The following is a 19,121-nucleotide window of genomic DNA, read 5'->3' as shown; positions in this document are numbered from 1 at the left end:
AATATTAATGACGGAAATGTCTCATTCCGGTTAATACCATCGCCATACCGTGTTCGTTTGCAGCATCAATTACTTCTTGATCACGCATTGAACCGCCTGGGTGGATAACACAAGTAATACCGACTTTTGCCGCTGCATCAATACCATCACGGAATGGGAAGAAAGCATCCGATGCCATCACGCAGCCTGCCACTTGTAAGCCTTCATCTTCTGCTTTAATGCCCGCAATTTTCGCTGAATAAACACGGCTCATTTGTCCTGCACCGATGCCAATAGTTTGGCCGTCTTTCGCATACACAATCGCATTTGATTTCACATATTTCGCCACTTTCCAGCAGAAGAGTAAATCTTTTAATTCAGTTTCTGTTGGCTTACGCTCGGAAACGACTTGCAAATCATCGAGAGAAACAGAACCTTGATCCGCATCTTGGACTAATAAGCCACCATTCACACGTTTGTAATCTAAACGTTTTGCAGCTTGGCTAAATTCACCGCACTCTAACACACGCACGTTTTTCTTCTTCGCCAATGCTTCTTTTGCCGCTTCGGAAATTGTTGGGGCGATAATTACTTCCACAAATTGACGATCTGCAATCGTTTGTGCTGTTTCACCATCTAACTCACGGTTGAAGGCGATAATGCCGCCGAAAGCAGAAGTTGGGTCGGTTTGGTAAGCACGATTATAGGCTTCTAAAATATCTTTACCTAAGGCTACACCGCAAGGGTTTGCGTGTTTCACAATCACGCAAGCCGGCTCGGCAAATTCTTTTACGCACTCTAATGCTGCATCGGTATCAGCGATGTTGTTGTAAGAAAGGGCTTTGCCTTGTAACTGTTTAGCGGTAGAAACAGAGGCTTCTTTCACTTCATTTTCCACATAAAATGCCGCATTTTGATGGGCATTTTCGCCATAACGCATTGTTTGTTTACGCACAAAGTTGAGGTTTAAAGTACGAGGGAATTGTCCACTTGGTTGGGTTAAGTCTTCTTCCTCAGCCCCTTGATAAGGCGGCACTTTTTGCCCGAAATAGTTGGCAATCATCGAATCATATTGAGCGGTATGCTCGAAGGCTTTGATCGCTAAATTGAAACGAGTTTCTAAAGTTAAACTGTTTTGATGTTGATCCATTTCGGCAAGAATAGCATCAAAATCATTGTTATTGACCACAATCGCCACATCTTTATGATTTTTCGCCGCAGAACGCACCATTGTTGGGCCACCAATATCAATATTTTCCACCGCATCTTCAAGGCTACAATTTGGGTTAGCAACAGTTTGAGCGAAGGGGTAGAGATTCACCACCACCATATCAATACGCTCAATGCCGTGTTGATTCATTACCTCATCATCTGTACCACGACGACCTAAAATCCCACCGTGTACTTTTGGGTGCAGGGTTTTTACACGACCGTCCATCATTTCAGGGAAACCTGTGTAGTCTGATACTTCCGTTACAGGCAAGCCTGCATCTGCTAATAATTTTGCAGTTCCTCCTGTTGAAAGTAATTTTACCCCACGAGCCGATAGCCCACGAGCAAATTCGACAATGCCTTTTTTATCGGACACACTTAATAACGCCTGCTGAATCGCCATTTTTTAGGTTCCTTAAAATGAAGTTAAGAGTTGAAATAAAACGTGTATTATTATAACGCAAACGTTTGTTTTTTTCATCTGCAAGCGGTCAGATTTTTAGTAAACTTTGCAAATTCGTTATTTGCAGAACTTCTCAAAGTGCGTAGAATAGCGAAAAAACGGAGGATTTATGATTAAACACAATCTAGAAAATTTTGAATTTGCTTATTTTACGGAAAATAACGTAAAAGCTGGGATACTGCGTTATCGCTACATTAAAGATAATGTCATTGATGCGTACACCACGAGAGTTGATGAAGCCTTTCAAGGCAAGGGAATAGCAGTGGAGTTATATAATGCTCTGATTGCCTTTGCCCAAGAAAAAGGATTAAAAATCAAGCCAAGTTGTAGCTATATTGATGTAAAAATGCAACGAAGCCACCGAGATTTAATTGCCTAACTAAGAACAAGCGGTCGTAAAAAGTGAGAAATTTACGACCGCTTGTGTTTTACTCCCAATAGAAAGTTATATTTAGTCCTACATTATCCGCAAAAGATTGAATCGATTTACGGCGTTGAGCTGTTGATGAATGTGTGTAGAGATAAATACCGTCTTCAAGTTTAGTAGTGTATGCCATACCATTTGGGCGGTAACAAGGCTCTGAGCCAACACAATGTGTTAAGGTTGGTTTTCCGTTTCTGATGTAGTTTTCGACTAGCTCTCGATAATGAGAATTTAATAAATGCTTGAAGAAGTTTTTTTGATTATCTCTAAAATTTCTTCCTGAAATTTTAGTGCCATCAGCAAGTTCAATCCAACAATATGGTGCTTCTTCAGATAATTGTTCCTCATCATTCAATTCACTTTCAAAAATATTGATATGAGCCACTTCTTCCATAATTTCTTGCACAATATCAAATACATTTTTGGCTTTGATTTTGCTGGTTTTATCAATATAAGACGTGTTGCCAATTGTTCCATTTTCAAGAATTAAATCGGTATTTTTAAATTCATTAATCAGCATTTTTTCAAGATAATCAGTTTGTGATTTATCTAAATGCCCATCTTCTCGACCAAAGAAAATAATCTTATTCCACCAAATTTTGGTTTCGTCTTTGATATGCTTTGCAATACGATCATAAATCTTACCTGAAGCCTGCCCAATATATCGTCTGTTTTCGCCCAATAAGATATAAATACCTGCTTTATTCGCCTCTTCTAAATTTTTGAGAGCATTGAAATCTGTACGATCAGCAATTACAAAGAAAGCGGGGTCTTTCGTATAAACCGTAATATTATCTCGTCCTCTATCGGTAACAATAACAGTATGAGTAACCATAAATATCTTCTTCCTTATTCATTAAACAACGCCATATAGAACCGATTTTCAAAAGTGTTCAGTGGAGCCCGTTTCGTTTTACTTTCCAGCTCGCCTGTGGAGTAGCCACTAATAAATTGCACAAAAGCGATGCGTTCGCCACGGGCATTTTTCATAAAGCCTGCAAGGTTATAAACCCCTTTTAATGCTCCTGTTTTGGCGATGAGATTTTTTGCCAATGGCTCTGTGGAAATAGAGCCTTTGCCTGAAATTGTGCCGTCTACGCCTGCAATCGGGAAGGTTTCAAATAAGCGTAATGTTTCTTCATTTTGTGCAATATATTCAAGGGTGTCTAGCATTGTATTGGCACTGATTTGATTATGGCGGGAAAGCCCTGAGCCATCAGCCACTACACTGTTTTTAAAATCAATATTCGCTTTTGATTTCAGAAGTTGTCGAATTACATAACTGCCTAACTGGAATGATGCCGGGCGGTTGTGTTGTTTGTTGGCAACGGTTCTAAACAATGCATCGGCAATTTGATTGTCCGATTTTTTCATCATTTTTTTCAGCAAGACTGGTAATGGCTCTGAGTAGTGTTCAGCCAATACTGTGCCTACTTGTGGCGTTAAAGGCTCTTTTAGCTGACCGTTAAACTCAATACCTAGACTTTTTAAATGCTTGTTGATGATATTCGCTCCGTAATTGGTCGGATCTTGCACCGAAAAACTTAGCCCAAAAGGTTTTGATTGGCGAGCCATACAACCTTTGATTTGATAGCGATTGTTATCGTGAACCACCACATCAAGTTGGCAAAAAGGGGCTTCTTTGCTATCTACAACATAAGCAGCACTAAATACCTGTACAGGATAGGCAGAAGGCACATCCACTTTGGCAAATTCGCCTATTGATTGATCGGCATTTAGCGTAACATAAAAGCAGTTTCTATCAATATTAATCGCCGCCGGTGGGGCGTTAAAGCACATTGTTAAATCATTCCAAATCCAGCCGGAAGCTTTGTCGTGGCTGGCAAAAACGGACGTATCTAAAATTAAACCCCCTTCAATTTTGTTGATACCTTGTTGCTTTAATTTGCTAATTAATTGATAAATTTGACCGCTTGTAAGCTCCGGATCACCGGTAAAACGAGCTATTAAGTTGCCTTTTAGTACACCATTTTCTACATTGCCATTGGTTAAAAGGGCGGTTTGAAAGCGGAAATCATCACTTAAGGTTAATTTTGCGGCTAATGCTGTAAACACTTTCTGAGTGCTTGCCGGTAGCATAAAAACATCACTTTGATGTTGTGTGATAATCTGGTTAGTGTCTAAATTCTTAGCAATAAAACTGGCTGAAGTGCCTGCTGGCAAGGTTTGAATAAGTTCTTTAACATTAATTTCTGCTTGTGTAATGGTTGGGATAAGGAGCGTAGATAAGATAAATTTCTGAAAAAAAGAGCGAGTGGCGTTTTTAAAAATCATAATAAAAGGGGAGTTGAAATTTTTAGTTAGAAATTGAATAATAGCCCTTTCAATTTCATTCGTAAACCGATAATTTTTAGTAAGGAAACAGATTTAATGAAACAAATTCCTATGACTGTGCGTGGTGCAGAGCAACTGCGTGAAGAATTGGATTTTTTAAAAAACGTACGCCGTCCGCAAATTATTGATGCGATTGCGGAAGCTCGTGAACACGGCGATTTAAAAGAGAATGCTGAATATCACGCAGCCCGTGAGCAACAAGGTTTCTGTGAAGGTCGTATTCAAGAAATTGAGGGCAAATTAGGTAATGCTCAAATTATTGATGTCACCAAAATGACCAACAACGGCAAAGTGATTTTCGGGGCAACCGTTCAATTAGTGAATGCAGAAACGGACGAAGAAGTCACTTACCGCATTGTGGGCGATGATGAAGCGAATATTAAAGAGGGCTTAATTTCTGTAAATTCGCCAATCGCTCGTGGTTTAATTGGGAAAGAAGTGGACGACAGCGTAAGTATTACGACACCGGGTGGACAAGTCGAATTTGATATTGTCGGTGTAGAATATATTTAGTTATTTATTGTTAGGTGTAGGGGCAAATAATTATTTGCCCCTATTTTTATCCACTTAATTAAACAATCTCACTCGGCACGAAGAAATAAGCAATTTCACGTTTTGCTGAGTCTTCAGAATCTGAGCCGTGTACCGAGTTTTCACGCATACTTAACGCATACAGATCACGGATTGTGCCTTTTTCACGATTATCTGGGTTTGTTGCTCCCATTAAAGAGCGGTAATGGCTAATCGCATTTTCGCCCTCTAATACAGCAACAACAATAGGAGCAGAAGTCATAAATTCTACTAAAGGTTCAAAGAACTCTTTGCCTTTGTGTTCTGCATAAAATCCCTCTGCTTGTTCACGAGTTAAATGCAAGCGTTTCAGGGCTTTTACCACAAGCCCATTCTCTTCCAAATGCGAAAGAATTTTACCGATTAAATTACGGCGTGTCGCATCAGGTTTAATAATAGAAAGTGTCTGTTGAATCATCACAATTCTCCTATTTTACTTGCATACCTGGTTGTACACCGCTGTCTGCATCTAATAAGAATAAGTTCGCACCGCCAGTTCCTGCAGATAAAATCATACCTTCAGATAACCCAAATGACATTTTGCGTGGCGCAAGGTTAGCAATGACAACCACGAATCGACCGATTAATTCTTCAGGGTTTGGATAAGCCGCTTTAATGCCAGAGAACACTTGGCGTTTGTGGTCGCCTAAGTCTAATTCAAAACGGAGCATTTTGTCTGATTTTGGAACTGCTTCGCAATGTAATACTTTCGCTGCACGCAGGTCTAGTTTTGCAAAATCATCAATGGTAATTTCTGGGGCAATCGGTTCGATTGCAGAATTTTCTGTATTTTCCACCGCTTGTGTTCCTTTCTTATCTTCTTTTTTTATTTCTTTTTGGGCATCAGCAAATAATGCTTTTGTTTCGTCAATTACCGCATCAATCTGTTTTTTCTCAAGGCGAGAGAACAGAGACTTAAATGGTGCAACGGTATGATCTAATAATGGCGTTGCGATATTATCCCAACGCAATTCCGCTTGTAAGAAGGCTTCTGCACGTTCAGCCAATTTTGGTAATACTGGTTTTAAGTAGCTCATTAACACACGGAATAACTCAATGCCCATTGAACAAACCGCTTGTAATTCAGCCTCTTTGCCCTCTTCTTTGGCAATCACCCAAGGGGCTTTATCATCAATGTATTTGTTCGCTTTATCAGTTAATTCCATAATAGTGCGAATTGCTTTATTAAATTCACGGTTTTCATAGAAATTCGCAATGGTTTCTGCTTGAGAGATAAATTCATTGAATAACTCTTCATCATCTAATTTTGAGGCTAATTTGCCATCAAAACGTTTAGCGATAAAGCCAGCGTTACGAGAGGCAAGGTTCACTAATTTATTCACGATGTCGCTATTTACACGTTGCACGAAATCATCGAGGCTGAAGTCTAAATCTTCAATGCGATCGTTTAATTTTGCTGCATAGTAATAGCGTAAACATTCAGGGTCGATATGTTTCAAATAGGTATTCGCTTGAATAAATGTGCCTCGCGACTTAGACATTTTCGCCCCATCAACGGTTACATACCCGTGAGCAAACACATTGGTCGGCTTGCGATAACCGCTGCCTTCCAACATCGCTGGCCAGAATAGGCTGTGGAAATAAACAATGTCTTTGCCGATAAAGTGATAAAGCTCTGCGGTAGAATCTTTCTTCCAGAATTCATCAAAATCAATGCCTTTGCGGTCACACAGGTTTTTGAATGATGCCATATAACCGATAGGGGCATCTAACCAAACATAGAAGAATTTATTCTCTGCATCTGGAATTTCAAAACCGAAGTAAGGAGCATCACGGCTGATATCCCATTGTTGCAAGCCACTTTCAAACCACTCTTGCATTTTGTTAGCAATTTCAGGTTGAAGCGAGCCAGAACGTGTCCACTCTTTCAACATTCCTTCAAAACTTGGTAGGTCAAAGAAGAAATGTTCAGATTCTTTGACTACAGGGGTTGCGCCAGAAACTGCCGAGCGTGGATTAATTAAATCCATCGGACTATAAGTTGAAGCACACACCTCGCAGTTATCGCCATATTGATCTTCCGCTTTACATTTCGGGCAAGTGCCTTTCACGAAACGATCTGGCAAGAACATATTCTTTTCAGGGTCGAAAAGCTGAGAAATCACTTTGCTCTTAATAAAACCATTCACTTTTAATGTGTTATAGATTTCAGTTGTGATTTGTCGGTTTTCTTCGCTGTGGGTAGAGTGATAGTTATCAAAGCTAATATTAAAACCTGCAAAATCTGCTTCGTGGTCGGCTTTCGCTTTTTCAATTAACTGCTCGGGCGTAATGCCTAATTTATCTGCATTAAGCATAATTGGTGTGCCGTGGGCATCGTCTGCACACACAAAGTGGACTTCATTGCCACGCATACGTTGAAAACGCACCCAAATATCCGCTTGAATATGTTCAAGCATATGACCTAAATGAATTGCACCGTTAGCATAAGGCAAGGCACAAGTAACAAGCATTTTTCGTTTTTGGTTAGACATTCTGTTTCTCATTAAAATAAGGGTAAAAATTGTGAATCATTTTAGCGGAAAAGAGAGGATTTTTCTAGTTAGCGTGAATTTATTAGGGCTTTGCGGCAATAAGCGATAAAATAATCGCAAAATTTTGCAAATTTAAGGATAGCTTATGCGAAAAGTAAAGTTATACCGTTACCAATTCCCCATTCAAACAGGCGTAGTGTTACGCAAAAAAAACTTAACCGAACGAGAAGGTTTATTGATCTGCCTTGAAGAAAATGGCGAAATCGCCTGGGGTGAAATTGCACCATTGCCCACCTTCAGTGAAGAAACCTTAGAGCAAGCGGCAAATCAAGCAAAAAACTGGCTAAAAGGTTGGCGAAGCGGGAAAAAATGCTCGCTTGTCAATCTTTTCCCTTCCGTTGCTTTTGGGCTAAGTTGTGCCTTAGCTGAGCTTCATAATATGCTAGGCAAGCAGGGGAATTATCAATCTGCAGTGTTATGTTATGGTGATATAGCAAAAATGCAGAAAGCATTCAGCCAAAATGAAAAGCGGGTTGGAAAGCTAAAAGTAGGCGTAGATAGCGAAAAAGAGGGCGAACAAGCGAATTTATTGCTTTCTCATTTCCCAAATTTACAGCTCAGATTAGACGCAAACCGTCAATGGAGCTTGGAACAAGCGGTCAAATTTGCCGAAAAAATTTCAAATGAACATAAGCCACGCATTCAATTTATTGAAGAGCCTTGCCAAACGCCCGAACTTTCTCGCCAATTTGCAGAACAAACTAACATTGCGATTGCGTGGGACGAAACCGTCCGAGAACCTCATTTTGTTGTAAAAAAAGAGCAAAATCTGACCGCTATCATCATTAAACCCACGCTGGTCGGCTCGCTTGAAAAATGTGTGGATTTGATCCAACAAGCTCATTCGCAAGATTTAATGGCAGTAATCAGCTCAAGCCTTGAAAGCAGTTTAGGGCTAACACAACTTGCTCGCATTGCTCAGCAATACACGCCAGACAGCGTGCCAGGTTTAGATACCTTGAATTTAATGCAACATCAATTATTGCGAGCGTGGGAAGGTTCGGCATTGCCGTTGGTGGGGATAGAGAGCGAATTTGTGACTGAGGTTGTGGTATAATAAACAAATGTAGGGGCGAAAAAATTTTCGCCCTAGCTGCCCAAATTACGATGTGGGCGAAAAATATTTCGCCCCTACCTTTCTTTTTACATCAGGAAACTATGCGCTTAGATAAATTTATAGCAGAAAATACAGGTTTAACCCGTTCACAGGCCACAAAAGCCCTTAAAAGTGGCGTGGTTACGGTAAATGGCAAAATTGAAAAAAGTGGTTCGGCAAAAATTAGTCAAGAAGATGAAATTTATTACGAAGATCAGAAATTAGAGTGGATGGAAGAGGGGCAATATTTTATGCTCTATAAACCACAAGGCTACATTTGCTCGCACGATGATGGCGAATACCCAACAGTTTTCCAATTCTTTGATTATCCGCTGATGACAAAACTCCATACCGCAGGCAGGCTTGATGTGGATACCACTGGTTTGGTGCTATTAACCGATGATGGTAAATGGTCGCACCGCATTACTTCGCCAAAGCACCACTGCGAGAAAACCTATTTGGTAACGCTGGCTGATCCTGTGGAAGATTTTTATGCGGAAAGATTGGCAGAAGGCATTTTATTAAGGGGCGAGAAAGAGCCGACTTTGCCTGCCCAGCTTGAAATTTTAGACGACTACAACGTGAATTTAACCATTAGCGAAGGGCGTTATCATCAAGTAAAACGTATGTTCGCGGCATTGGGTAATAAAGTAGAAGCGTTACACCGTTGGCGAATTGGTAACATCGTGCTAGATGATGATTTGGCAGAAGGTGAATTTCGTCCACTCACAAAAGAGGAGATAGAGCAATTTTAATGGAAACTAGAAAACCAAGCTTAAGTTTTTTCATCATTTTAGGAATGATGGCAATGCTTCCGCCGCTGGCGATTGATATGTATTTGCCTTCATTTTTAGACATTGCTCGAGATCTCGCCGTTTCCCAAGAAAAAGTGCAAACCACCTTAGCAATATATGCACTCGGTTTTGGTGGTGGGCAACTTTTCTGGGGACCAATGGCAGACAGTTTCGGGCGGAAAGTCATTATTTTAATCGGATTGATAGGCTCGGCAATCGCCGCTTATTTCCTCACTCAAGTAGAAACAATAGAGACCTTTTATCTGCTACGTTTAGCTCAAGGGCTATGTTCTGCTGCACCTGCCGTTGTGCTTGGGGCATTAGTGCGAGATCTGTTTGATCGCAATTTATTTTCTCGCTTAATGTCGATCATTATGATTATTTCTATGCTAGCCCCACTGCTTGCCCCTATTATTGGCGGCTATATTGCGAAATATTTCCACTGGCATTCTGTATTTTATGTAATGGTGGCAATGGGGGGGTTATCTGCCATTCTTATTAGCTGGAAAATCCCCGAAACACTGGTGCCTGAAAAACGTTTGCCGTTAAGTTTTGGCAAAGCATTGAAAAATTTTGCCGGTGTGCTTAGCCATAAACCCACACTTGGCTATGTCTTAATTGGCGGTTTAACCTTTGCCGGTATCTTTTGTTTTCTCACTTCAGGCTCTATTGTTTATATCGGGTTATATGGGGTATCGCAAGAAAACTTCGGTTATTTCTTTGGCTTAAATATGGTTGTGATGGTAACAATGACCGCCATTAATGGCAAAATTGTACTTAAAGTTGGCTCAGAAAATATGTTACGCATTGCACTTGGGCTTCAAATTGCATTTGGGATTTGGCTGGCAATGGTGGCGATGTTTGATTTAGGCTTTTGGGCGATGGCAATCGGTGTGCCGCTTTATATTGGAATGCTTTCTACCATTAATGGTAATGCGAATGCGGCAATTTTAGAGCAATTCCCCGAAATGGCAGGTACTGCAAATGGTGTTGCCGGCACGGCTCGATTTGGCATTGCCTCATTAGTGGGGGCAGGGCTTTCACACATTGCAATTACCAGTGCAGCTCCAATGTTATATGCAATGGCATTCTGCACCATTTTAGCTGGCGTAGTTTATTATTTTCTTTGTTATCAACGCAAATAATATGTAGGTTGGGTTGAGCTTGCGAAAACCCAGCCTACTAAGATTTTAAAAAGAGAGAAATCGACTCCAAATGCCCCGTATACGGGAACATATCAATCATCGCCACTTTTTCTAAACGGTAGCCTAATTGCAGCAGTTTTTCTGCATCTCGCACCAGAGTAGCAGGGTTGCACGAAACATAAACAATTCGCTCGGGGTTAAGTGATGCCAAATGATCTAAACAGAACAATGCCCCATTGCGGGCAGGATCGAGCAGCACTTTGTTAAATGGCTCTTTCGCCCACGCTTTATCGGCAAAAGGCTCATCTAAATTGGTTTGGTAAAATTCCACATTTTTTAGACCGCTTGTAATAGTATTTTGACGAGCTTGCTCCACCATAGGTTCAACGCCTTCTACTCCCACAACGGATTTGGCTAGTTGAGCGATAGGCAATGTGAAATTTCCCATTCCACAGAACAGATCTAACACCCGATCATCATTTGAAAGCTCAAGCCATTCAAGGGCTTTTTCCACCATTTTGTGATTGAGTTCCGCATTCACTTGAATAAAATCCCGCACCGAAAAATGCAGTTTTAAGCTTTGAATTTCATAATAAGGCAATTCGCCATAAAGATGTTCGATCTGATGTTCTTCACTCATCACAAAAAGCGATAAATTTTCTTGTTTAGCAAATTGCCGTAAATTATTGCTATCTTGAGCCGATAATGCCCCTAAATGACGTAAAAATAGCGTAATAGTATTATCAGCTTGAACTAATTCAATATGCCCTAATTTTTTCTTAGTTTGCCAATTTGAGATCAGTGTTTGCAATTTAGGCAAGAGTTGAGAAAGTGGTTCGACTAACACTTCGCAATTTGCAAGCGGTATGATTTGGTTAGAATTTTGCAAACGAAAGCCCATTGCCAATTTACCGTTTTGAATAGCAATGCTGAGTTTTGCTCGGCGGCGATAGCTTTTATCTTTCCCGGCAATCATCGGCTGAAAATGAATTTCTTCAACTTGTAGTTTTTGTAAACGATGAAATAAAGCGTGTTGTTTCGCTTCACGTTGTAATTCCAACGAAATATGCTGCATTTGGCAGCCGCCGCACTTGTCATAAAGCTCACAGCTTGGCGTTCTTCGATTTGCAGATTTTTGGAGAATTTTAACCGCTTGCCCACGTCCGTATTGGCGTTTTTCTTCCAACACCTTGAATTCAACTTGTTCGCTTGGCAACGCATTTTCAATAAACCACGTTTTGCCGTTAATTTTGGCAATACCTAATCCTTGATAGTCTAACGATTGAATTTGTGCGGTTTGGCAAGCGGTCGATTTTTGTGATTTTTTTGCAGATTTTTCGGAATAAAAAATAGCCATTGTTTTAGTGTAAATTGTTGTGATATAAAGTAAAAATTAACCTTATTATATAAGAAAAGCATTTGGTGGAAAACGGAGGCAATATGATTTCAGCAGTGTGGACGGAACGTTATTTGGCAGATAAAAAACGAGAGCAGGATCATCGCTCGCCGTTCCAGCGAGATAGAGCAAGGTTATTGCATTCGGAAGCGTTTCGTTGCTTACAGGCGAAAACGCAAATTCACGCCGTGGGGGAGGACGATTTTTATCGCACTCGTTTAACCCATTCCCTTGAGGTTGCACAAATTGGCAGTAGTTTGCGTGAAAAATTATTAGAAGACAAAGCTGGCTTTCAAGCGGTCTGCTCTGATCCAAATTTTGCAAAAAACGAAGAAAATCTGACCGCTTTATTGCCTTCCCGTAGCTTGATTGAATCGCTCTGTTTTGCTCACGATCTCGGACATCCCCCTTTCGGACACGGTGGCGAGATGGCTTTAAATTATAAAATGCACGAATTTGGTGGCTTTGAGGGCAATGCTCAATCTTTCCGCATTATGACTCAGCTTGAGCCTTACACCGAAAAGGCTGGTATGAATTTAACCCGCCGTACACTGCTTGGAGTGATGAAATATCCATCATTGTTGTCTGCCAGTTCTCCCGCTTTTCCTGCGGTAGTGGAAGAGGCTCGTCATATCAACCTACACCATTTTCCGCAAAGCAAAGGGATTTTTGATGACGACAAGCACTTTTTCGATTGGGTGTTAGCTCCGTTAAGTGAAAAAGATAAGCAACAATTCTGCTCGGTTGAGCCAAATAAAGATCCGAAACAGCCAAATAAAACTCGCTATAAATCCCTTGATTGTAGCATTATGGAGCTGGCGGACGACATTGCCTACGGCGTTCACGATTTAGAAGATGCGATTGTTGGCGGAATGGTAACGCCACAATCTTGGCAAAATGCAGAAAAGTTACTGAAAGGATGCGGTTCAGAGTGGATCAAAGAGCGTTTGCCTGAAATGAGTAACAAATTGTTTTCTCAACACCGTTATGAACGCAAAGATGTGATCGGGGCGTTAGTGAATCACTTTATTACCAATGTACTTTGGAAAGAACTACCTGAATTTAATGAACCGCTGCTCCGTTATAATGCCTATTTGCCTCAAAATGTCTATTGTGTGCTGAAAATTCTAAAAGATTTTGTGTACCAATATGTGATTTGTGATGCCAAAACTCAGCGAGTGGAACGAAAAGGGCAGCGTATTTTGATGGAGCTATTTGATATTTTAAGCAGCGACCCAATGCGATTATTACCTAATAACGTGCGTGAACGTTGGCAAAACTCGGAAGAAACTAAACGAGCAAGGGTGATCTGTGATTATCTTGCGAGTATGTCTGACGGGCAAGCGTTTAAGCTTTTTAAAAATTTTTAACAAATTATTAAAATTAAGTGAACTAATTGCAATTGATTCGGTCCTAAATAGCAAGTTGATTGATTTAATCAACTATTAACACAACAATAAAAGAATGGGAGATTCTTATGAAAAAGTTAAATAAAGCATTATTAATTCTTACTACTTTTGCTTCTGCAACCGCATTTGCTCAAGCAGTCGCTGTACCAGATGAAATCTATCAGCCACAAGGTGAGTTAATCAAATCAGAGCTTCAAGGTAAGAATGAATTTGAGGTCGAATACCACGTTAAAGGAACTGATGTTCGCGGTTTAGCTGAAAAAGCAATTGCACACGCAAAAAGCAAAGGTTTTGACTTAGTTAAATCTGAAATTAAAGATAGAGATGCAGATTTAAAATTTAAGCGTAACAAGCAAGAATTAGAGATTGATATTGAATTAGAAGGCAACGATCGTATTGAATATAAAGCAGAATTAGATTTAGACAATAAATAATTTGCAAAATCTAAATTAAAAAAGACCGCTTGTGTGTTTTAACCGCATAAGCGGTCTTTTTCTTATACTTTTTTGTAAAAATAGTGAAGCAGGTGGCGGGGAGAATTTGCTAAAATAGCCTTAAAAATAACAATGAAATAACTTTAGAGGAAAAGAATGTTTTTAGTTGGTCAGCGTTGGCTAAGTGAATCGGAAAATAATTTAGGTTTAGGTATTGTAAAAGCAGTGGATCATCGCACTGTTACCATCAATTTCCTTGCAGCAGAAGAAGAGCGAGTGTATGCGATTTCAGTTGCTCCTTTAACCCGTGTGCAATTTCAAGCAGGCGATAGAATTAGTAGCCTCGAAGGCTGGCAACTTGATGTGACTGATGTGGTTGAAAATCAAGGTGTTGCGATTTATTTGGGGAAAAGGGTAGATAACGGAGAAGAAGCTGTTTTACCTGAAATGCAGCTTGATCATAAAATTAGCTTTAGCAAACCGCAAGATAGACTTTTCTCGGCACAGATTGATCGTAGTGATCGCTTTGCCTTACGTTTTCGTGCATTAGAACATCAGCAAGCTCAATATCAATCACCTTTAAGAGGCTTGCGTGGTATTCGAGCGAGCCTCATTCCACACCAATTACACATTGCCAAAGAAGTGGGGCAGCGTTTATCGCCTCGTGTTTTGCTTGCCGATGAAGTGGGTTTAGGTAAAACCATTGAAGCAGGAATGATTTTACAGCAACAGCTTTTCAGCGGCAGAGCCGAGCGTGTGCTTGTGCTTGTGCCGGAAAGTTTGCAACATCAATGGTTGGTGGAAATGCTTCGCCGTTTTAATCTGAAATTCTCATTGTTTGATGAAGAACGCTGTGGCGATTTCGATAAAGAAGATGAAAATGGCGATAATATAAGTGAAAATCCGTTTGAGAGCGAATCGTTAGTGATTACTTCGCTGAACTGGCTAGAAACCGCACCGCAACGAGCAAAACAAGTGCTTGATGCCGAGTGGGATTTGCTGATTGTTGATGAAGCCCATCATCTCGAATGGTCGGAAGAACAGCCTTCTGTGGGTTATCAGTTTGTAGAACAGTTAGCGAAAAATATTCCTTCGGTGTTACTTTTAACCGCTACGCCTGAACAGTTAGGGCAAGAGAGCCATTTTGCTCGCCTTGCTCTGTTAGATTCTGACCGTTTCTATGATTACAACCAATTTGTTACGGAACAAACGCAATACCAACCTGTTGCTGATGCGGTAGCGACATTATTAAATGATAAACCACTTACCAATGATGAGCAGAATACCATTGCAGACTTATTGAGTGAGCAAGATACCGAGCCGATGTTCCGAGCTATTAATAGCAAAAAATCGGACGAAAATGACCGCTTGCAAGCTCGCCAAGAGCTGATTAGTGAATTAATTGATAGGCACGGCACAAGCCGAGTGTTGTTTAGAAATACGCGACAAGGTGTGAAAGGTTTCCCTCATCGTGAATACCACCAAATCAGCCTAGAAATGCCGAAACAATACCAAAATGCATTAAAAGTAATGGGAATGATGGGAAGAGTGAGTCAAGCAGACTTGCTTTATCCAGAATACTTATTCCAGCGAATGAACCCAAATGCGAAGTGGGTGGATTTTGACCCTCGCATTGAATGGCTGATAACGTTTTTGAAAAATCATCGCGATGAAAAAGTGCTGGTTATCTGCAAACAAGCAGAGACAGCCATTGCGTTAGAGCAAGTGCTGCGTGAGCGTGAGGCTATTCGCTCGGCAGTGTTTCACGAGAAAATGTCGATTGTGGAACGGGATAAAGCAGCGGCTTATTTCGCTCAACAAGAAGATGGAGCACAAGTGCTGATTAGCTCAAGCATTGGATCAGAAGGACGAAACTTCCAATTTGCTAAAGACTTAGTGCTGTTTAATTTACCTGATAATGCTGATTTATTGGAACAAAGTATCGGGCGTTTAGACCGTATCGGACAGAAAAATGATATTCAAATTTATGTGCCGTGCTTTAACCATTCCGCCCAACAAATGCTGGCGGAGTGGTATCACAAAGGCTTGAATGCGTTTGAAGAAACCTGCCCAATGGGAACAGCGATTTTCCGTGAATTTAATGAAGAATTACACGATTTCTTGAAAAATCCTGAACTTTCGGAACACTTTGACGACTTTTTAGCGAAAACCCATAAACGCCATCAACAATTAAAAGCAGAATTAGAAAAAGGGCGAGATAGATTATTAGAGCTTAATTCTAATGGTGGAGAAATCGCTCAACAGCTTGCGATGGATATTGCCAAAGAGGATAATAATCCGCACCTCGTGAATTTTGCCTTGAATTTATTTGATGTGATTGGAGTAGAGCAAGAAGATTTAGGCGAGCAGAGCATTGTGATTAGCCCAACAGGGCATATGCTAGTGCCAGATTTCCAGGGGGTATCAGAAGATGGCACAACCATTACGTTTGACCGTGAATTAGCCTTAATGCGTGAAGACGTGGAATTTCTCACTTGGGATCACCCGATGATCCGTAATGGGATAGATTTAATTACTTCTGGCGATATTGGTAAATCAGCCGTTTCATTGCTAGTAAATAATAAATTACCTGCTGGCACACTATTACTTGAAGCAATTTATATTGTGGAAACACAAGCTCCTAAAGGCTTGAATTTAACCCGTTTCTTGCCACCAACGCCAATTCGCATTTTGGTGGATAACAAAGGCAATAATATTGCTCCACAAGTACCGTTTGCAGGGCTTGAACGCCAGTTAAAACCTGTAAATAAACAGATGGCAAATAAAATTGCGAAAATGGCACGAGCAGATATTGAGAAGCTGATTAAAGCAAGTGAAAAAGCCGTGCTACCTCAAGTGCAACAAGTGATTGAAGCTGCCACATTTGAAGCAAACAGTAAATTAAAAGCAGAATTACACCGCTTGGAATCGCTCAAAATGGTGAATAAAAATATTCGAACCGATGAGGTGGAGGCGTTAGATCAGCTGCTTAATGAAACCTTAGCACAAATCGCCCTTGCGAATTACCGTTTGGATTGTTTGCGTGTGATTGTGAGTAATAAAGAGTAGCTTAAATATATGGCATTAATTGAATACAACCCACCGTTAGAGCCTTTTTTAGATGAGGTCTATCGGGATAATTACATTTTAGTCATCAATAAACCGAGCGGTTTGCTTTCTGTGCCGGGTAATCAGCCTGAGTATTACGACAGTGCAATGACCCGTGTGCAGAAAAAATATGGTTTTACTGAGCCAGCTCATCGCCTTGATATGGCAACAAGCGGTATTCTTTTATTCGCACTTAGCAAGGTAGCGGAAAAAGAGCTAAAACGACAATTTCGTGAACGTGAACCGAAAAAATATTATATAGCCTTACTTTGGGGCAAATTGGGCGATAAAGTAGGGGATACGGGGGAGATGAATTTTCCGCTGATTTGCGATTGGGAAAATCGCCCTCGCCAGAAAATTTGTTATGAGCGAGGCAAGAAAGCGATTACCCATTATGAAGTATTGGCACATTACCCGAATAATACTACTCGGGTAAAACTCACGCCTATTACGGGGCGTTCGCACCAGCTAAGAGTACATAGTTTGGCGTTAGGGCACCCCATTCTTGGCGATAAATTTTATGCTAATCCGTTGGCGAAAAGTCTAGCTCCTCGCTTATGTTTACACGCAGAATCGCTTACTATCACTCATCCTATAACGAACGAGGTAATCACGTTTACTGCGGAGCCAGCGTTTTAAACTATTTCAACAAACTTCTGTAATAATCCCAATCAAAATATTGCCCTGGGTCGATTTTTCGCTCTGGGGCAATATTGCTATGCCCTGTAATTCGTTCATCAGTAATTTGCGGATAGTTTTCCTGAATGGATTGTGTGAGTTTTGCCAAAGCACGATATTGTGCTTTAGTAAAGGGTTGATTATTGCTCCCTTCAAGCTCAATGCCAATCGAGTATTCATTACATTTTTCCCGCCCCTCAAAGCAAGACACACCTGCGTGCCACGCCATATCATTAAAATTTACATATTGGGTAATTTCCCCTTTACGATTAATTAAACAATGGGCGGAAACTCGTAGATCTTTGATCTCTTCAAAATAAGGGTGGAGGCTTGGGTCTAGTTTGCCTTGAAAAAAAAGATCGATAAAATCGCCCCCAAACTCTTCAGGCGGTAGGCTAATATAGTGAATAACCAACAATGAAATATCATCTTCATTCGCTCTAGGGCTAAAATGGGGTGATGGCACTTGTTTTTGATGAACTAAACAGCCGTTCTCAATTTTTAATTTTTGCATAGTTTAAAGAGGGTAAATACGGTAAAATTAGGTTTAACGACATTTTACAAGAAAAGAGAAAATTATGCTCAGTTATCGCCACAGTTTCCACGCAGGCAACCACGCCGATGTATTAAAACATATTGTCCAACTTTTAATTTTACGTTCCTTAAAAGAGAAGGAAAAAGGCTTTTTATATCTTGATACCCACTCAGGTGTTGGGCGTTATAGCTTGCTGAGTTTTGAATCCGAAAAAACAGGCGAGTATTTAGAAGGTGTGGCTCGTTTATGGGAGCGTGATGATTTGCCAGAAGAAGTATCTCTTTACATTGATGAGCTGAAAAAAATTAACCGTGGTGGAAAGCTGAAATACTACGCAGGTTCGCCACTTTTAGCAGTTCAGCAGTTGCGTGAGCAAGACAGAGCGATTTTAACCGAACTTCACCCGAATGATTTTCCGTTATTACGCCAAGAATTTGCCAAAGCGAAAAATGTACAAACCAAGCGTGAAAATGGCTTTCAGCAATTAAAATCAGCATTACCGCCAAAAGAGCGTCGTGGATTTGTGCTGATCGACCCGCCTTATGAACTAAAAGAAGATTATGAGCTGGTAGTAAAAGCGATTGAAGAAGGCTATAAACGCTTTGCTACAGGTGTTTATGCGATTTGGTATCCAGTGGTACTTCGCCAGCATACTAAACGCATTGTGCGTGGTTTAACGGAAACAGGTATTCGCAAAATTCTACAAATTGAATTAGCTGTTCGCCCAGATAGCGACCAACGAGGAATGACCGCAAGCGGAATGATTGTAATCAACCCACCTTGGCAGCTAGAAGCTCAGATGAAAAAAATTCTGCCTTATTTAACGGAAGTACTTGTGCCAGAAGGAACAGGATCTTGGACGGTGGAGTGGATTACACCAGAGTAGATTTTAAGTTCTGTAGGGGCGGGTCCTGTGCCTGCCCTAAATTTATCCTTAACATTCGGGCGGGCACAGGACCTGCCCCTAC

Annotated in this window: 17 protein-coding genes; 10 read left to right on the top strand and 7 right to left on the bottom strand. The window is 40.7% G+C overall.

Annotation, left to right across the window (positions count from 1 at the left end):
- Positions 1 to 4: 4 nt before the first annotated feature.
- Positions 5 to 1,594 (bottom strand): bifunctional phosphoribosylaminoimidazolecarboxamide formyltransferase/IMP cyclohydrolase, encoded by a 1,590-nt coding sequence (gene purH, locus ACERCG_RS04500; RefSeq protein ID WP_373610874.1) that lies wholly within the window; start codon positions 1,592 to 1,594, stop codon positions 5 to 7.
- A gap of 169 nt (positions 1,595 to 1,763) precedes the next feature.
- On the opposite strand from purH, the gene ACERCG_RS04495 reads away from it, so the two are divergent.
- Positions 1,764 to 2,033: a GNAT family N-acetyltransferase gene (locus tag ACERCG_RS04495; RefSeq protein ID WP_373610873.1), complete on the top strand. Its 270-nt coding sequence runs from the start codon at positions 1,764 to 1,766 to the stop codon at positions 2,031 to 2,033.
- Between the two features lie 49 nt (positions 2,034 to 2,082).
- On the opposite strand, the gene ACERCG_RS04490 is transcribed toward ACERCG_RS04495, so the two are convergent.
- Positions 2,083 to 2,913, bottom strand: coding sequence for a GIY-YIG nuclease family protein (locus ACERCG_RS04490; RefSeq protein WP_373610872.1), 831 nt, complete (start codon positions 2,911 to 2,913; stop codon positions 2,083 to 2,085).
- Positions 2,914 to 2,927: 14 nt separating this feature from the next.
- Positions 2,928 to 4,373 carry a serine-type D-Ala-D-Ala carboxypeptidase gene (gene dacB / locus ACERCG_RS04485; protein ID WP_373610871.1) on the bottom strand — a complete coding sequence of 482 codons (1,446 nt, stop codon included), beginning with the start codon at positions 4,371 to 4,373 and terminating at the stop codon, positions 2,928 to 2,930.
- A 96-nt stretch (positions 4,374 to 4,469) separates the two neighbouring features.
- Between dacB and greA the strand changes: the two genes are divergently transcribed.
- On the top strand, positions 4,470 to 4,946 hold the full coding sequence (greA, locus tag ACERCG_RS04480; RefSeq protein WP_373610870.1) for a transcription elongation factor GreA: 477 nt from the start codon (positions 4,470 to 4,472) through the stop codon (positions 4,944 to 4,946).
- A gap of 58 nt (positions 4,947 to 5,004) precedes the next feature.
- Here greA and ndk read toward each other — a convergent pair whose 3' ends face one another.
- Both ndk and metG read right to left on the bottom strand, forming a co-directional pair.
- Positions 5,005 to 5,421, bottom strand: a complete 417-nt coding sequence (gene ndk / locus ACERCG_RS04475; protein ID WP_373610869.1) for a nucleoside-diphosphate kinase — start codon at positions 5,419 to 5,421, stop codon at positions 5,005 to 5,007.
- A 10-nt stretch (positions 5,422 to 5,431) separates the two neighbouring features.
- Entirely contained in the window at positions 5,432 to 7,498 is a 2,067-nt protein-coding gene (metG, locus tag ACERCG_RS04470) for a methionine--tRNA ligase (protein WP_373610868.1), read from the bottom strand.
- A gap of 145 nt (positions 7,499 to 7,643) precedes the next feature.
- Here metG and menC point away from each other — a divergent pair, with 145 nt between their 5' ends.
- The 3 genes from menC (at position 7,644) to ACERCG_RS04455 (ending at position 10,593) form a co-directional block, all read left to right on the top strand.
- Positions 7,644 to 8,615 (top strand): o-succinylbenzoate synthase, encoded by a 972-nt coding sequence (gene menC / locus ACERCG_RS04465; protein ID WP_373610867.1) that lies wholly within the window; start codon positions 7,644 to 7,646, stop codon positions 8,613 to 8,615.
- 101 nt (positions 8,616 to 8,716) lie between these two features.
- Complete coding sequence (gene rsuA, locus ACERCG_RS04460) at positions 8,717 to 9,409, top strand: 16S rRNA pseudouridine(516) synthase RsuA (protein WP_373610866.1); 693 nt, start codon at positions 8,717 to 8,719, stop codon at positions 9,407 to 9,409.
- Positions 9,409 to 10,593, top strand: coding sequence for a Bcr/CflA family multidrug efflux MFS transporter (locus ACERCG_RS04455; protein ID WP_373610865.1), 1,185 nt, complete (start codon positions 9,409 to 9,411; stop codon positions 10,591 to 10,593). The genes rsuA and ACERCG_RS04455 overlap by 1 nt, the downstream gene beginning before the upstream one ends.
- A gap of 37 nt (positions 10,594 to 10,630) precedes the next feature.
- On the opposite strand, the gene rlmD is transcribed toward ACERCG_RS04455, so the two are convergent.
- A complete protein-coding gene (gene rlmD, locus ACERCG_RS04450) occupies positions 10,631 to 11,950 on the bottom strand; it encodes a 23S rRNA (uracil(1939)-C(5))-methyltransferase RlmD (protein WP_373610864.1) in 1,320 nt (439 codons plus the stop codon).
- Positions 11,951 to 12,033: 83 nt separating this feature from the next.
- Here rlmD and ACERCG_RS04445 point away from each other — a divergent pair, with 83 nt between their 5' ends.
- The 4 genes from ACERCG_RS04445 (at position 12,034) to rluA (ending at position 17,579) form a co-directional block, all read left to right on the top strand.
- A complete protein-coding gene (locus tag ACERCG_RS04445; RefSeq protein WP_373610863.1) occupies positions 12,034 to 13,359 on the top strand; it encodes an anti-phage deoxyguanosine triphosphatase in 1,326 nt (441 codons plus the stop codon).
- Between the two features lie 107 nt (positions 13,360 to 13,466).
- Positions 13,467 to 13,832 (top strand): hypothetical protein, encoded by a 366-nt coding sequence (locus ACERCG_RS04440; protein WP_373610862.1) that lies wholly within the window; start codon positions 13,467 to 13,469, stop codon positions 13,830 to 13,832.
- Between the two features lie 156 nt (positions 13,833 to 13,988).
- Entirely contained in the window at positions 13,989 to 16,901 is a 2,913-nt protein-coding gene (rapA, locus tag ACERCG_RS04435; RefSeq protein WP_373610861.1) for an RNA polymerase-associated protein RapA, read from the top strand.
- A 9-nt stretch (positions 16,902 to 16,910) separates the two neighbouring features.
- Entirely contained in the window at positions 16,911 to 17,579 is a 669-nt protein-coding gene (rluA, locus tag ACERCG_RS04430; RefSeq protein ID WP_373610860.1) for a bifunctional tRNA pseudouridine(32) synthase/23S rRNA pseudouridine(746) synthase RluA, read from the top strand.
- 1 nt (position 17,580) lies between these two features.
- Here the strand turns inward: rluA and ampD are convergent, their stop codons facing one another.
- Entirely contained in the window at positions 17,581 to 18,132 is a 552-nt protein-coding gene (gene ampD, locus ACERCG_RS04425) for a 1,6-anhydro-N-acetylmuramyl-L-alanine amidase AmpD (RefSeq protein ID WP_373610859.1), read from the bottom strand.
- A 64-nt stretch (positions 18,133 to 18,196) separates the two neighbouring features.
- On the opposite strand from ampD, the gene ACERCG_RS04420 reads away from it, so the two are divergent.
- Positions 18,197 to 19,039, top strand: coding sequence for a 23S rRNA (adenine(2030)-N(6))-methyltransferase RlmJ (locus ACERCG_RS04420; protein ID WP_373610858.1), 843 nt, complete (start codon positions 18,197 to 18,199; stop codon positions 19,037 to 19,039).
- Positions 19,040 to 19,121 lie beyond the last annotated feature (82 nt).

This window comes from Mannheimia sp. E30BD (assembly GCF_041807785.1).
Classification (GTDB): Bacteria; Pseudomonadota; Gammaproteobacteria; order Enterobacterales; family Pasteurellaceae; genus Mannheimia.
Note: the sequence above shows the minus strand (reverse complement) of the source record. Positions and strands in the feature narration are given on the sequence as shown.